Source organism: Cryobacterium sinapicolor, assembly GCF_004403465.1.
GTDB classification, from domain to species: domain Bacteria; phylum Actinomycetota; class Actinomycetes; order Actinomycetales; family Microbacteriaceae; genus Cryobacterium; species Cryobacterium sinapicolor.
In genome coordinates, this window is sequence record NZ_SOGQ01000025.1 from 1 (window position 1) to 15,226 (window position 15,226).

11 protein-coding genes are annotated in these 15,226 nt (G+C 68.8%); 6 read left to right on the forward strand and 5 right to left on the reverse strand.

Annotated features, from left to right (window positions below):
* Window positions 1-289 precede the first annotated feature (289 nt).
* Window positions 290-571 (forward strand): helix-turn-helix domain-containing protein, encoded by a 282-nt coding sequence (locus E3T28_RS05295; protein WP_134428642.1) that lies wholly within the window; start codon window positions 290-292, stop codon window positions 569-571.
* A 254-nt stretch (window positions 572-825) separates the two neighbouring features.
* Here E3T28_RS05295 and E3T28_RS17140 read toward each other — a convergent pair whose 3' ends face one another.
* The 3 genes from E3T28_RS17140 to mvaD are packed head-to-tail and all read right to left on the reverse strand — an operon-like array spanning window position 826 to window position 5,317.
* The gene (locus E3T28_RS17140; RefSeq protein WP_198417156.1) at window positions 826-3,204 is read right to left on the reverse strand and encodes a hydroxymethylglutaryl-CoA reductase, degradative; all 2,379 of its coding nucleotides are present in this window, start codon (window positions 3,202-3,204) and stop codon (window positions 826-828) included.
* Window positions 3,201-4,304, reverse strand: a complete 1,104-nt coding sequence (locus tag E3T28_RS05305) for a mevalonate kinase family protein (protein ID WP_198417157.1) — start codon at window positions 4,302-4,304, stop codon at window positions 3,201-3,203. Before E3T28_RS05305 ends, E3T28_RS17140 begins: the two co-directional genes overlap by 4 nt.
* Window positions 4,305-4,306: 2 nt before the next feature.
* Window positions 4,307-5,317 (reverse strand): diphosphomevalonate decarboxylase, encoded by a 1,011-nt coding sequence (gene mvaD, locus E3T28_RS05310; RefSeq protein WP_198417158.1) that lies wholly within the window; start codon window positions 5,315-5,317, stop codon window positions 4,307-4,309.
* 189 nt (window positions 5,318-5,506) lie between these two features.
* Between mvaD and E3T28_RS05315 the strand changes: the two genes are divergently transcribed.
* Both E3T28_RS05315 and E3T28_RS05320 read left to right on the forward strand, forming a co-directional pair.
* Window positions 5,507-6,982, forward strand: coding sequence for a hydroxymethylglutaryl-CoA synthase family protein (locus tag E3T28_RS05315; RefSeq protein ID WP_134428646.1), 1,476 nt, complete (start codon window positions 5,507-5,509; stop codon window positions 6,980-6,982).
* Between the two features lie 301 nt (window positions 6,983-7,283).
* On the forward strand, window positions 7,284-8,078 hold the full coding sequence (locus E3T28_RS05320) for an SGNH/GDSL hydrolase family protein (RefSeq protein WP_134428648.1): 795 nt from the start codon (window positions 7,284-7,286) through the stop codon (window positions 8,076-8,078).
* A 220-nt stretch (window positions 8,079-8,298) separates the two neighbouring features.
* On the opposite strand, the gene E3T28_RS05325 is transcribed toward E3T28_RS05320, so the two are convergent.
* The gene (locus E3T28_RS05325; RefSeq protein ID WP_134428650.1) at window positions 8,299-10,800 is read right to left on the reverse strand and encodes a glycoside hydrolase family 65 protein; all 2,502 of its coding nucleotides are present in this window, start codon (window positions 10,798-10,800) and stop codon (window positions 8,299-8,301) included.
* The gene (locus tag E3T28_RS05330) at window positions 10,797-11,576 is read right to left on the reverse strand and encodes an HAD family hydrolase (protein WP_134428652.1); all 780 of its coding nucleotides are present in this window, start codon (window positions 11,574-11,576) and stop codon (window positions 10,797-10,799) included. Before E3T28_RS05330 ends, E3T28_RS05325 begins: the two co-directional genes overlap by 4 nt.
* Before the next feature lie 315 nt (window positions 11,577-11,891).
* Here E3T28_RS05330 and E3T28_RS05335 point away from each other — a divergent pair, with 315 nt between their 5' ends.
* From E3T28_RS05335 to E3T28_RS05345, 3 genes are all read left to right on the forward strand, one after another.
* Window positions 11,892-13,355 carry an Ig-like domain-containing protein gene (locus E3T28_RS05335; protein WP_134428654.1) on the forward strand — a complete coding sequence of 488 codons (1,464 nt, stop codon included), beginning with the start codon at window positions 11,892-11,894 and terminating at the stop codon, window positions 13,353-13,355.
* A gap of 80 nt (window positions 13,356-13,435) precedes the next feature.
* Window positions 13,436-14,458, forward strand: a complete 1,023-nt coding sequence (locus E3T28_RS05340) for a permease (protein WP_134428656.1) — start codon at window positions 13,436-13,438, stop codon at window positions 14,456-14,458.
* On the forward strand, window positions 14,448-15,203 hold the full coding sequence (locus E3T28_RS05345; protein ID WP_134428658.1) for a TIGR03943 family putative permease subunit: 756 nt from the start codon (window positions 14,448-14,450) through the stop codon (window positions 15,201-15,203). Before E3T28_RS05340 ends, E3T28_RS05345 begins: the two co-directional genes overlap by 11 nt.
* The last annotated feature ends 23 nt before the right edge of the window (window positions 15,204-15,226 follow it).

Genomic DNA, 15,226 nt, shown 5'->3' on the forward strand with positions numbered 1-15,226 from the left:
CTCGGCCGCCTGCCTGAGGTCTTCCGCGAGGTTCATCATGTTCCAAGGATACCTTAATGGGCACACGTAGTCGAGAGTTGTTCACATACTTGGGCTAGTTTATTCGAAGTTATGTACGATCATCTCGAGGGCGGCCTACCGGGTCTCGACGAGCTCGACCACCGGGTGCTCGGTCACTGGGTCTCGGCGGGCTCGACCACCGGGTGCTCGGTCACTGGGTCTCGACGAGCTCGACCACCGGTGCTCGACCTGTGGGGTGGGACGCGCATTCGTCGTCTACGCTCGGGCTATGTCCAGACCGGCGCGCCCTGCTCCCCGTGACCTCGTGGAGGGGTGGCCCGACGTTTCGTCGGCGGATTCCGTTGGGGAGGTGGCCCGTCGGTTCGCGGTGAACGTGCAAGCCGCTATCGGCGAGCGGAGCGTGCGCGCCGCTGCGCGCGATGCCGGGCTCGACCACACGACGTTGCTCTCGGTGCTGCATGGGCGCTCCTGGCCCGATCTCGCGACCGTGGCTCGTCTTGAGAACGGTTTGGGCATCGACCTATGGCCTGGGCGCCTCGGCCCGCAGTAAGACCGCCGATCGAGACCTGCGCCCGGTGGACTGGACCGGAGGACGTCGAAGATACGTCTATCCACAGCCTTGTGGACAACCCTGTGGACAGCAGTGCGAAAAGTGACTGTCGCCCGCATGATCACGGGGCTTCGCGGTGTGGATAACTCCGAGCGAAACCTGTGAATGATCGCCGTCTGAGCCGGGTATTTCTACCGGGAATTACAGGATGCCCGGTTCCGAATACGTCGAATACAGGTTCGGGATCCGTGCTTCTAGCGGATCTCGGTGAGGTACGTGGTGTAGCCGGCACTGCGCATGGCGGTGAGGATCGGCTCGGTGCCGCCGGGTTCGGCGATGGCGATCATGGCGCCGCCGCCGCCGCCACCGGTCAACTTGGCTCCGAGCGCGCCGGCACGGCGGGCGATGGCCACGAGCGCCTCAATCTCCGGGCTGGACACCTGGAGCGCGTTCAGCAGCCCCTGATTGATGTTCATCAGTTCGCCAAGCTCGGCGATGTCGCCGCGGCGGAGCGCATCGACGCCGGCCAGTACCAGCCCGTCGATCTGGCTGAAGATTGCGTCGTAGCGCGCGGGGTTTCGCTTCCAGGCGCTGCGCACGAGGCCCACGGTCTGCTTCGTCAGCGACTCCACCCCGGACAGCCCGATCACGATCGGGATCGGATGTGGAGTGAAGACGTCGCGGATGGTGTGGCCGCCCGGGGCATCCGTTTTCTGGAACAGGACCGACCGGCCGAAGGTGGCCACGGTGTTGTCGATGCCCGACGGGGTGCCGTGCACGATCTGTTCGCACTCGAAGGCGAGGCTCGACACCTCGGCGTCGCTGATCGTGAGCCGGAAGCTGTCGGCGACGGCGCGGATCACCGCAACCGCGAACGCGGCGGAGGCACCCAGGCCGCTGGCGCGTGGCAGGTGCGAGAAGACGTCGACGCGGAGGCCCACGGCGGAAACGCCGAGCCGGGACGCGATCAGCGCCGCCACCCGGTGTGAGAGGTCCGCGCGGATCGGTTCGCGCACCGAGCCGTCGACGTCCCAGTCCGCGATGACCGGTTCGAGGAGTGACTCCTGGCGGGTGACCTGCGCGCGCACGGACAGCCCGATCGGGGCGGCGATCGCGTGGTAGCCGTAGACGACGGAATGTTCGCCCATCAGGATGATCTTGCCGAAGCCGAGGCGGGCATCCGGGCCGGGGGCGCTGGGGGTCGTGGCTGCAGGGGGCGTGGCAGTGCTGGGCGTGCGGATGACCGCGGGCCGGGGCGTGAGCCCAAGAGCGGGAGAGGTGACGGATGCCGCGGCGCCGGACCCGGCATCCGTGACGGCCGGATCGATGGTCCGGTCGCCGTCGCTGGCCGCGTCGAGGGCCTGCATGATCTCGCGCGCCTTCCACACCTTGATCTCGCCGTCGGCGATCAGCTTCTCGACGACCTCCTCGAACCGGGCTGCGCCGGCGCCGGCGGCGGCCGCCACGGCCCGCGCGTGCAGGCGCATGTGGCCATGCTGAATGCCGTTGGTCGACAGGGCCTTGAGCGCGGCCAGGTTCTGGGCCAACCCGACGGCGGCCATCACCTCGGCCAGCTCGGGCGCCGAAGACACCCCGAGGATCGTGTGCGCGAGCCGAACGGCCGGGTTCGACTCGACCTGCCCGCCGACCGTGCCGACCTTCAGCGGGAGGGTCAGCTCGCCGACGAGGTCGCCGGCGTCGTTCACGTTCCAGGAGGTGAGCGGGCCGTAACCGTCGCCGCGCCCGGCGTAGGCGTGTGCGGCCGCCTCGATCGCCCGCCAGTCGTTGCCGGTGGCGAGGGCGACGGCGTCGATGCCGTTCATGATTCCCTTGTTGTGCGTGGTGGCCCGGTAGGGGTCCATCGCCGCGAATTCGTTGGCGAGCACGATGCCGTCGCGCACCCGAACGCCTGGGAAGTCGGCGGTCTCGAGCAGCGCGTTCGGGATCACGGCGCGGGCGCGCACCAGGGCCCGGTCGGTGAGGTTGGACAGGATACGCAGGAATACCCGGCCGCCACTGATCTCCTCGACCAGCGGGGCCAGCCGCTCGCACATCGAATTGACGAGATTGGCGCCCATCGCGTCGCGGGTGTCGACCAGCAGATGCACGACGAGCAGCTCGCCGTTCTGCACCGTGCCACCGCGCAGGAAGACCTCGACGCCGCGGGCGCCGCCGCCGCGCGCCACCATATTCGGATGCCCGCTGTTGGCCAGAGCGACGAGCTCGTCGCCGCGCGCGAGCAGGTCGGCCCGGGCGCGCTCGGGGTCGATCAGGTCGAGAACCTGGATCTGGCCGATCAGCAGCGGCTCGTCGGCGACGCTCGTGAACCCGCCGGCCTGGCGCACCAGCAGGGCCGTGGAACTGACCGCGGCGACAATGGACGGCTCTTCGACCACCATCGGCACCAGATAGTCCCGGCCGTTGATCTGGAAGTTCAGGCCGAGTCCCATCGGCATCGAGAAGACGCCGATCACGTTCTCGATCAACCGGTCGGCGGCGGCCACGTCGAGGGCGGATGTTCCGTCTGCGAGGTGAGCGGCGGCATCGGTCGTCAGAACGCCGCGTTGCTGGAGGAGCGCGATGCGCTCACGGACCGACAACTGGTAGAAGCGGGGGATGCGGGACCGGCTCATGACGCGGTACCTCCCTGTAAGCCGGCGGCGAAGAGGCCGAGCGGGACGATGGCGGCCCCGGCCCGGGCAAGTGCCCCGGCCAGTCGCTCGGTGGGTTCTCCAGCGTAGCTAAAGGCCAGACCGACGTCTCCGCCGCCGGCTCCGCTGGTCTTGAAGACGCCGCCCTCGCGCTCCGCGAGGGCATGCAGCTCGCGGTGCCGCAGGCTCACGATGCCGGCCCGGGCATGGTTGTCGAGCGCGGACAGGGCGTCGAAGTAGTCGGACGCCAGGCGCAGGAAGTCGGCCGGGTCGGCCAGCGCGGCCTCGGCGGCCTCGGCGAGGCGCGTCAGCCGGTCGAGGTCGGCCCGGTGCTGGGCGGGGTTCACGGCGGCGTAGTCGGCCACGCGGCCCACCAGGCGGGTGGTCAGCGCGCCCTCGCCGGTGACGACGGCGGAGATGCGGAGCTCCTCCGGCCAGCGAAGCGGCACCGCTGCGGTACCCGGGGCATAGCGGATCAGCCCGCCGTGCACGCTCGCGGCCACATCTCCGCCACTTCCGGCACCGTTCTGCGCGCTCCGGTGGGCGGCGTGGGCCAGGTGGAACAGGTCGTTCCGGTCGAGGGTCAGACCCAGCGCTTGGGCCAGGGCGTCGGTCAGTGCGGCGGCAGCGGCGGCGCTGGAGCCGAGGCCCAGCTTGTGGCCGCCCCGGGACAGTGCGCTGCTGTCGATGGTGATCGCGAGCGGGGGAGTCGAGGTCTCCGGCCGGACGCGCGGGTCGGTCTGCTGCAGCTCGTGCGCCTGCCGCGCCGCGGTCTGCACGGCGACGCGCACCTCGTCGAAGACGCGGAGGTGGGCCTGCTGCCGGTCGCTGAGTCCGGCCGGGAGGGCGCCATCCGTGCCCAGCCCCAGAGCACGGATGCCCAGATTGGGCGCGCTGACCTGCCAGGACCCGGTGGGGGACGGGTCGATCGTCACCTCCACCCGCCGGTCGACGGCGGTCAGCAGGGCCGGTGCGCCCTCGAGCACGGCGTATTCGCCCAGTAGGAAGAGCTTGCCGGGCGCGGACGTCCGAATCGTCGGCATCGGTGCCGTCGGCAGGGGCGTCGGCTGGGTCGTCGCCATGATCATTCCAGCCGGAAGGCGGCCGGGCCGAGCGCGCTGATCCGCGCCTCGTGCACGCCCGGCACGAGCGCCATCGCGTGCTGCACCGCGGCGGCGTCGCCCGGCCGGCAGAGCACCTTGACCTGCGGGCCGGCGTCGATGGTGAAGTAGGCCGACACACCGGCGGCGCGCAGGCCCTGCACGGCATGCATCGCGGCGACGGTCGCGGCATTCCAGTAGATCAGCGCGGGACGCGTCGTGAGCATCAGGGCGTGCAGCTTCAAGCAGTTGTATTCGGAGAGCTCCCCGAGCCGGGTGAAATCACGGTCATGGATGGCGCCCCGCATCTCCGCGAGGTCGCCGTCGGCCGAGTCGAGCCAGGCCTGGTAGAACGGCGAGGACGCCTTGCTCTCGTTCATGCCGATTGTGGAATTTATCGATTTCTCGCCGTGCTCGGTGATCGCCACGACCACGGCCAACGGCCAGTCCGCCCGGTCCAGCAGCTCCTCCGCATAGGCGTCGGAGCCGTCCGCGGCGGTGCCGGCGTGCATCTCGGCAAAGCCGCCGAAGATCGAGCGGGCGGCCGAACCGGAGCCGTGCCGGGCCAGGATCGACAGCTCCCGGGCGGGCAGGGCGAGGCCGGCGGCGCCGGACGCGGCCAGCGCCAGGGCGGCGAAACCGGAGGCCGACGAGGCGAGGCCGGCCCCGGTCGGGAAGTTGTTCGTCGACGACACGACGGCGTTCAGCCCGGCGGTGGGGAGACCCATGCTGGCGGCATACCCACGTACCAGGTCGAGAACGTGGGTGATGCGCGTTGCGTCGCTGCGGCATCCGGCCAGCCAGAATTCGTCGACTGCCAGGTCGGGCGCGAACGTGACGCGGGTGTCGGTGTAGAGCGCGTCGAGCGTGACCGAGATGGAGCCGACCGCGGGCGTGTTCAGGGTGGCATCGCGCTTGCCCCAGTATTTGACGAGGGCGATGTTGCTGTGCGCGCGGGCCACGGCGGTGGCGCCACCATCGATGGGTTGGTCCACAGTGGTGCTCCGATCGGGTTCCCTCGATTTTAGTCGCTTCCCGGGGTGCCGCGCCGCCCGGCTCGGGTTGGTGGCGCCTGACGATCTGCTCCTGGTCACCACTTTCACCTACCGATCCGTGAATAATGGGATGGTGCGTTTGAGACCCGGTGTGGGTGAACAACCACGCCAAACCTGAAGAGGGAACCGTTGACACCTGGAATTAGTGGATTCTCCCTGTTCGTGCCTCCCTACCGGGTGCAGCTGGAAGCCTGGTGCGACTGGAACGACCAGCCGTGGGGGAAGGTCAAGAATGTCGTCGGGCGGAGCTTCCGCATGCGCGGCCCCGGCCAGAGCGTCTACACGCTCGCGGCGAACGCGGTGTGGCGTTTGATCCGCGACTACGACATCGATCCTGGCCAGGTCGGCCTCCTGGCGCTCGGCACCGAGTCCAGCAGCGACAACTCGGCCGGCGCGGTCATCGTCAAGGGCATGGTCAACGACGCACTCTCCGCCCACGGCATGCCGCTGCTCGCGCGAGACTGCGAGGTGCCCGAGTTCAAGCAGGCCTGCCTCGCCGGCGTCTACGGCATCAAGGCCGCCCTGCGCTATCTGGCGACGGATGGCGTGGGCCGCCAGGCCATCGTCGTCTCCGCCGACATCGCCGAGTACGCCCGCGGCGGCAGCGGTGAGCCCACCCAGGGTGCCGGTGCCGTCGCCGTGCTGCTGGAGAGCGAGGCCCGACTGCTGGAAGTGAACCTGGCCGGGTCCGGCAGCGACTCCGACTACCGGGTGGCGGACTTCCGCAAGCCGTTCGCGCGCTTCCGCGGCCAGCCGCCCCGCGACGACGGGCAGATGCAGGACCTGCCCGTATTCAACGGCCGGTATTCGACCAGCTGCTACATCGACGCCACCCATCACGCGATGACGGCCATGCTGGGCAAGCGCCCCGGCAATTCCCTGGACTACTTCAACGAGGTCGACCGGGTGTTCATGCACCGCCCGTACCACCAGATGCCGGCGACCGGTTGGGTGATGGCCTATCTGTTCACCCTCGCGGCCGACGAGGAATCGGGCCGGGACCAGCTGCGCGCGCACTGCGCGGATGCCGGGATCGACCCCGACCTCCTGCTCGCCGAACTGTGCGCACCGTCGCCGTTCCACGGCAACGGTGCCGACATCGGCGAGATCACCGGTGACGTCTTCCCGCTGTCCCGCCGCCTGCGCCAGCACCTGCGCAGCACCGGGCTCTGGACCACCCTGGTCAGCGAGAAGCTCGGCCTCGGCTCGGACGCCATGCGCGACCTGGGCAACCTCTACACGGCGGCCCTGCCGGCCTGGCTCGCATCCGGTCTCAACCACGCCCGGGCGGAGGGCCTCGAACTCGCCGGCCAGGAGTGGCTCGCGCTCGGCTACGGCAGTGGCGACGCCGCCGAGGCCCTCCCCATGCGGGTGGTCGCCGGCTGGCAGGCCGCCGCCGCGCTGATCAAATTCGAGGCCGCGCTACAGGACCCGGTCGACCTGACCGAGGCGCAGTACATCGCGCTGCACGAGGGACGCCCGGGCGACCTGGAGCCGGCCCCGGCCGAAGATCAGTTCATCGTCGACCACCTCGGCACCGCGAACGGCCCCGACTTCTACGACCAGGGTATCGAGTACTACCGTTACGTGCCTCGCCTCGTCTGAGCGTCGTCGTCTCCTGGTGCGCTCACCGCCTGGCGCTCGATCTGGTCGAGAAACTGACCGCCTGGCTGCTCCGAAGCGGCCTGGTGCCCCGAAAAAGGAGGGAATGCCTCCTCAACGGCATCGGCGGTGCCATCGACCGAGCCAGATGGGAACTCAACCGTCGTCAGGGCGCCAGGCAGCGGATGCACCGGGCGGCTGAGCACGCCAAGATGGCCGAGCGCAGGGCCGCATTCATGGAGCCGCTGGGGCCGAGCCGAAAATAGTCCTGTGCCCGCCGCGCGGTTGCGAGTACAGTCAGGCCATGAAAACCCGAACCCGTGTCCTGTCCAGCGTCATCGCCGCCGTTCTCTCCGCCTCGGGCGTGCTCGCTGCCGGTGCCCTCCCGGCATCCGCCGCGCCCACGGCCCCCGTCAACAAATACGTCGCCCTGGGCGACTCCTATGCAGCCGGACAGGGTGGCCTTGGCTACGTGGACAGCTGCCTGCAGAGCCCGAACGGCTACCCGGCTCTCCTGGACGCGGTGAAGGGCACCAACCTCCTACGGAACGTCAGCTGCAGCCTGGCCACAACCGGGGATGTCACCACCACGCAGCTGTCGTCCCTGAACCGGGGGACCACCCTGGTGACGCTGACGGTGGGCGGCAACGACCTGAATGTGGCCGGCGTGGCCGCGGCGTGCGCCTCCGCGGATCCGGTTGCGTGCGGGAACGCCATCTCCACCGCCGGGGCCCTGCTCTACTCCGGTGAGCTGGCAGCCCGCCTGGCCGACACATACGCGCAGGTCGCTGTGGCCGCCCCGAAGGCCCACGTGGTCGTCACCGGCTACCCGCTGCTCTTCGCCCCCTCGGCCGACCCGCTGATCGCCCAACTCAATGGCGCCACGATCGCGCTGAACCAGACCATCCAGGGTGTCGTCGCCCAGGCCCAGGCAACCCGACCGAACTCCAGCATCGAATACGTCGATGTGTCCGCGGCCTTCGAGGGCCACGCCATCGGCGACATCGACTCGTGGGTCATTTTCGCCGGCCCGGATGCCTTCCACCCGACCCCCGTCGGCTACCAGGCCTATGCGGAGGCCATCCAGGCGGCTCTGTAGAGCGGCATCGCACCCGGTACCCGGAATCTGGCTTCCGGTACCCGGTACCCGCGCTCTAGTCTCACGCCCAGGACCCTAGATGCCGGGGCGCACCGGACCACCGGCAGGCCCGAGCCCCCAGCGAATTCGACGGAGATTTTGGGGAGAACCGGCCATACTCACGTGAAATGCGGTCGTTTGGGCAAAATCTCCGCCGAATTTGTTAGAGCCGGAGCCGGAGCTAGTCGTTCGCCTCCATGAACTCGAAGGTGTGCGCGATCGTCGGGATCGACGACGTGATGACGGTGCCGTCGGCCCGTCGCCCGCCCTCGACCAGCGCCCGCGAGGGTGCTCCGGAGTCCCGCGGACCCTGGTGGGTCAGCGGGACCGTGACGGGCAGGCCCATCCGCACGATGACGGAGACGCCGCGCACGGCCAGCATGACGTCGACGCCCTCCTCGATCGTGAGGTTGACCTCGGTCTGCCGCACGTCCACGCGCAGCCGGGTGCCCCGGAGCGTGATGCGGAAGGTCAGCGCCTCCCAGGTCTCGGGCAGACGCGGGTCGAGGGTGATCTTGCCGCCGTGGTCGCGCATGCCGCCGAAGCCGTATATGAGCGCGCTCCACACGCCGCCGGCGGATGCCACGTGCACGCCGTCCGCCGCGTTGTGGTGCAGATCGGCGAGGTCGACGAACAGCCCTGAGGTGAAATACCGCAGCGCGAGCTCGTGATAGCCGACCTCGGCCGCGATGATCGACTGCACGACGTCGGACAGCGTCGAGTCACCCGTGGTGATCGGGTCGTAGTAGTCGAAGTCGGCGCGTTTCTGCTCCGGCGTGAACTGGTCGCCCTGCAGCAGGAGGGCGAGCACGACATCCGCCTGCTTGAGCACCTGGAAGCGGTAGATCACGAGGGGATGGTAGTGCAGCAGCAGCGGGCGGTTGGCCACCGGGGTCTGCGAGAGGTCCCAGCGTTCTTTCTCCAGGAACTGCGCATCCTGCGGGTGGATGCCCAGGGTCTTGTCGAAGGGGATGTGCATCGCTTCCGCGGCGAACGACCACTCGATGATCTCGGCCTCGTCGAGTCCGAGGCGGGCGACCATGAAGTCGTAGGAGGCGATGTCGACCTCGCGCAGCCGCCGCACGCTCGTGACCGCGGCCCGCAGGTTCGAGCGCGCCATGATGTTCGTGTAGAGGTTGTCGTTGACGACCGTCGTGTACTCGTCGGGTCCGGTGACGCCGTGGATGTGGAAGACGTCGTTGCCGTTGCCGCGCCAGAAGCCGAGGTCGGCCCACATGCGCGCCGTTTCCACCAGGATGTCGATGGCCTCGCGGGAGAGGAAGTCCTCGTCGCCGGTGGCCGACACATACTGGCTGAGCGCATAGGAGATGTCGGCGTCGATGTGGTACTGCGCGGTGCCGGCGGCGTAGTACGCCGACGACTCCAGACCGTTGATCGTGCGCCACGGGAACAGTGCGCCCAGCTGGTTCAGCTCGGTGGCGCGGGCCCTGGCATGCTCGAGCATCGCGTGCCGGAACCGCAGCGCGTTGCGCGCGGCGTTCGGCGACGTGTAGGTCAGGAACGGGAGGACGTACACTTCCGTGTCCCAGAAGTAGTGGCCGCCGTAGCCGGAGCCGGACACGCCCTTTGCGGACACGCCCTGGCCGTCGGCACGCATCGACGCCTGCGCGAGCTGGAAGAAGTTCCAGCGGGTGGCCTGCTGGAGGGCAGGCTGGCCGGCGAGTTCGACATCCGTGCGCGCCCAGAAAGCGTTGAGCCAGTCGCGCTGCTCGGCGACGTAGTGCTCGGTTCCGGCCGCCACGGCGCGGTCGAGGGTGCGGTCGCAACGGTCGGCGAGCTCGTGCGTGGGCACGCCGGTGGAGGTGTGGTAACTGAGGATCTTGGTCAGCCGGATGGATTGGCCCTGCTTGGCCTTGATGCGGTAGACGTGCTTGGCGAGGTCGTCGCCGATGTGCGAGGCCTCGTCGTACTCGTTGAGCGTCTCCATCTGGTGGTCGGCGGCGCAGGCGATGGTCATGCCCGAGTTGGTGCAGCGGAAGCCGAGGATGTAACGGCCGTCGGATGCCCGCTTGAAGCGGGGGCGTAGCACCCGGTCGGTGAACGACTCGGCCTTGCGCGGGTCGAAGTCCTTGCCGTTGGTGGGCTTGGGGGCGTCGTACTCGCCGATGCCGTCCTGGCGGTTGAGGATCTGGCTGGAGATGACGACCGACGCGTCGGCGTCGAGCATCGTGACCTCGTACTCGAGGATCGCGAGGTGGCGTTCGGTGAACGACACCAGCCGGCGCGACTGGATCAGCACGCGCTTGCCCGAGGGTGTGCGCCATTCGAGGGACCGGGAGAGGATGCCGCCGGCGAAGTCCAGGCGGCGCTCGTAGCTGAGCAGGTCAGCGAGGGTCAGGACGAGCGGCTCGTCGTCGACGTAGATGCGGATGATCTTGGCGTCCGGCGCGTTGACGATCGTCTGCCCGACGCGCGCGAAGCCGAAGGCCTCCTCCGCGTGCCGGATCGGCCAGGTCTCGTGGAAACCGTTGATGAAGGTGCCGTGGGCGTGGCCGTCCCGGCCCTCGTCCACATTGCCGCGCAGGCCGAGGTAGCCGTTGCCGACGGCGAATAGCGTCTCGGTGCGACCCATGTCGTCGCCGGAGAAGTCCTTCTCGACCAGGGCCCATTCGTCGATCGGGAACCGGTTGCGGTCGAGGGGGTCGGTGTCGATCCGGTTCATTCGGCGGGCTCCGTTTCGGCGTGGGGGAGCAGGTCGTGGAGGTCCGGGACGACGACGTCGGCGCCGGCGTCCAGCAGGGTCTGCGTTCCGACGCCGCGGTCCACTCCGAGCACCAGGCCGAAGTTGCCGGCGCGGCCGGCCTGGATGCCCGAGTGAGCGTCTTCGACGACGACGCACTGGGCGGCATCGAGTCCGAGGAGCGCGGCGCCGAGCTCGTAGGTGTCGGGGGCCGGCTTGCCGGCCAGTCCGCGCTCGGCGGAGAGCAGGCCGTCGACGACGATTTCGAAGCGGCCACGGATTCCGGCCGCCGCGAGGGTCTTCTCCCCGTTGCGCGAGCTCGTGACGACGGCCACGGAGAGGCCGGCGGACACGACGTAGTCGAGGAACGCGATCGATCCCGGGTAGGGCGTGACGCCGCTCTCGGCGAGGGTCTCGTTGAAGGCCTCATTCTTGCGGTTCCCGAGGCCGCAGACCGTGTTGAGCTCCGGGGCATCCGTCGGGTCGCCATCGGGCAACAGGATGCCACGGGAGGCGAGCAGCGACCGCACGCCGTCATAGCGGGGCTTGCCGTCGATGTACTGGAAGTAGTCGGCGTCACTGTAGGCGGGGCTCACGCCCTGTTCCTCGAGGAACGGGGTGAACAGCCGCGACCAGGCGGCCATGTGAACGTCGGCGGTGGGTGTGAGCACCCCGTCGAGGTCGAAGAGAACGCCGTGCAGGGACAGGAGCCGGTCGCGCGTTTCCGCGCGCGACAGGGGGAATCGCGTAGAAGTCATAACTGGTGCCTTGCTCGGTAGGTCCTCAGAGAGGGGGGCTCTGATCGAATCGGTCATAGGGTCACGATCTCGATCAGGGTGGATCGACGTGATGTGCGCCAACGCGGCGAGAACGCGAATGACGACGATGCGGACCAGGTCTAGGGCTGCATGCGCCTGAATACACCCACGATCCTATGCCCCCGAGGCCGCTGCGCCGATTTCTCCGGTAGGGGCTCCCTGCCATCCCGCGTGTCCGCGGGCCCCCGGTTACCGGCCGTTCACCGCCCCGTCACCTCCCGGAGCCGGCCGGAGCCGCCCGGTACGATTGGTCGGATGAACCGTGAACCGAGCGCGAACCCGGCCGCCCTCGCGCCGACGGCTGACGCGCGCGCCGTTCGAACGGCGCAGCGCCGATTCCGGCGGCTGTTCTCGGCCACGATCGCGGTGCTCGTTCTGCTCGTGGCGGGCCTCGCAGCGGCGAACTTCAACCAGGGTCCCCGGCTCGCGTCTGCCGAAATCAACCTCGACGCCTCCGTCATGCGTGGCAACCCCCGTTTGCTGCTCACCGCGAACCAGCCGCTCGCCGAGATCACGGCCGGTCAGGTGACGGTGTCCCCGGCGACGGAGGTCTCGGCGAGTGTCGCCGACCGCAACCTCACCGTGCAGTTCGCGGGCATCCTGCGCTACAACACCGTGTATACGGTGACGGTGACGGATGTCGCCGCCACCACCCAGGACGCCACCTCCACCCTGGAATACGAGTTCACGACCCCGGACATCGACATCTACGCACTGCAGCGCGACAGCCGGGCGGGCGACGCCGGGGCGAAGCGGCCCGACACCGTGCGCCGCACGACCCTGCAGGGCCGGGGCGACGGCGAGATCGTGTTCAGCGCCCCGCGCATCCAGCAGTATGTCGCCCTGGAGGACCACCTCGCCGCCGTCACGCTCGCCGAGGACGACACGGCCGCCATCGAGGTGGTCTCGTTCGCGGGCGGGGACAACGTGCAGGTGCCAGTGCCGGGCGCAGGCGTAATTGAGAACCTGGCGGCCTCCCCGTCGAAATACCTGATCGCTTACACCTTCACCAGCGCCCCGGAGACGGCGGGGCGACGCTACGACCGCACCCCGTTCGTCTACGACCTGACGGAGTACTCGGGCCTCCCGGTCGAGGTCACCGGGGTGGACGGCCTGCCGATGACGGTGATGGACCTGGGGTTCGTGCCGGACAGCACCTCCCTCGTCGTGCAGAACACCGGGCAGACCATGTTTCTGATCGACATGCTGGGCGACGCCGTGCTGACCCCGCTGGGCGAGCATGACGAGATGCGCGGGTTCGTACCCGGCACCCGCGCGCTCGTCGTCGCCGACCCCGACCAGGGCTCCACAATCGACCTCGCCGACGGGGCCGTGACCACCCTCGACCTCCCGCCGAGCCTGCTCGATGAGAACGCCTACCCCGGCAAGCTCGTTCTGCTCAGCGAACAGGGGCGCTACGCCCGTCTGTTCCTGCAGGAGACCGGCGACATCAACCAGCTCGCCTCCCTGATCGCCGTCACCGACGCCGGTAAGTCGAGTGTCGCCTTCACGCCCGCATCCGACTCGTCGCGGGTGCGGGACTTCTGCGTGTCGCCGAACGGCCAGTATCTCGCGGTGGAGACGATCCCGGCGGCCGGCCTCGGCGACGACTACCCGACTCTGCCCGCGTTTACGGGCATGACCACCACCCTGGTCGACCTCGACCGGGGCACCAGCAGCCGCAGCGTGTCCGGTTTCCTCCCTGACTGGTGCGGTTGACGACGGATGTGCGCACCTACCTCCCCCCGATATCCTCCCGCCCTTAGCGCGTCGGAGCCGAAACACCACTGGATGGGCACATGAGCCGAACCACCGCTTTGCGCCCCTTCGCGGCGAGAAAGAGGCCCGGCCGGGGCCTGATCGTCGGCCTGGTCATCATCGGCCTGGTCATCCTGCTCCGCGCATTCGCGCCCGAGGCCCCGGCCGACACCCTGGCGGACACCGTCCGGGACTTCGTCACCCTGTCGATCAGCGTGGTGATCGAGTCGCTGCCATTCGTCTTCCTGGGGATCGTGTTGTCGATCGTGGTGCAGATCTGGCTACCGGAAGGGTTTCTGCTGCGGCGCCTGCCGAAGAACCCGGCTGCCCGGCGGGTGGTGCTCTCACTGCTGGGCATGCTGCTGCCGGTCTGCGAGTGCGGCAACGTGCCCCTCGCCCGTGGCCTGATCGCCAAGGGCCTCACGGTCGGTGAATCGATGACGTTCCTCTTCGCCGCCCCGATCCTCAACCCGGTGACCATCATCACCACCCAGCAGGCCTTCGGCTGGGACAGCGGCATCCTGGTCTGGCGCATCGCCGGCGGATTCCTGATCGCCAACCTGATCGGCTATATCTATAGCCGGCATCCGAAACCCGAATCCCTGCTCACCCCCCGGTTTCAGGATGCGTGTGCGCTCGGCGACCACCACGACGCGGCCGACGGCAAGATCAAACGCAGCGCCGGCCTGTTCACGAAGGAGACCAGCGCGATGCTGCCGGCGCTTTTCATCGGTGCCGGACTGGCCGGGCTGATCCAGACCGCCGTCTCCCGCGAGGTGCTCGTGACGCTCGGCAGCAGCCCTGTCTGGTCCGTGCTGGCACTGATGGCCCTGGCCTTCGTCGTCTCGATCTGCTCCAACGTCGACGCCTTCTTCATCCTCTCGTTCGGTGCGACCTTCATGCCCGGCGCCATCGTGGCCTTCCTGGTCTTCGGCCCCATGATCGACATCAAGATGCTCGCCCTGCTGCGCACCACGTTCACGGCCAAGACCCTGGTGCAACTCACCCTGATTGTGGCGCTCTGTTCCGCGGCGCTCGGATTGGCGATCAACTATGCCGTTTAGACGTCTCCTGCGGCGCTGGCAGGGCGCGCTCCTCAGTATCGTGGGCATTGTGGCCACGGTCTGGCTGGGGGTCAACGGGCAGCTCGGGCTCTACATCCACCCCCGGTACTTCGTGTTCACGATGGTGATGGCCCTGATCGCCGCCGCACTCGTGGTGGCGGCGTTCGCCCTCGTGACCGCCGCCGAAGACGAGCACGAGATCCTCGACGACGGGGGACGGTGGGCCTGGCTCTGGTCGGCCGGCAGCATCCTGATCATCGTTTCGGCCACCGTGGGCCTGCTGGTGCTGCCGCCGGCGACCCTAACCACGGCCACGGTCGCCAAGCGCGACCTCAACGGCTCGACCTCGGATCTCACGCAGAGCGAGGCCGACAGCCTCGTCGGCGGCGACTACTCGACCTTCACCGTGCGGGACTGGTCCTCGTTGCTGCGCCAAGGCGCCGGCGAGGACTTCTTTGCCGACAAGACCGCGACAGTGACCGGGTTCGTCACGCCGGACACGAGTGACCCCGAGAACGTGTTCTTCGTGGCCCGATTCGTGGTTTCCTGCTGCGCGGTCGACGCGCAGCCGGTCGGCATCCCCGTGTACTACCCCGGCTGGCAGGACGAATACCCGACCGACAGCTGGGTTTCGATCGAGAGCGGTTTCGAAACCAACCCGAGCATTAGCAGCGAGGAGGCCATTGTGCTTGTCCCGAGCACGATCACGCCGACTGAGCAGCCCGCCCAGCCGTACGTCTACTGACCGTCGGCGCGGGGTCTCCACGG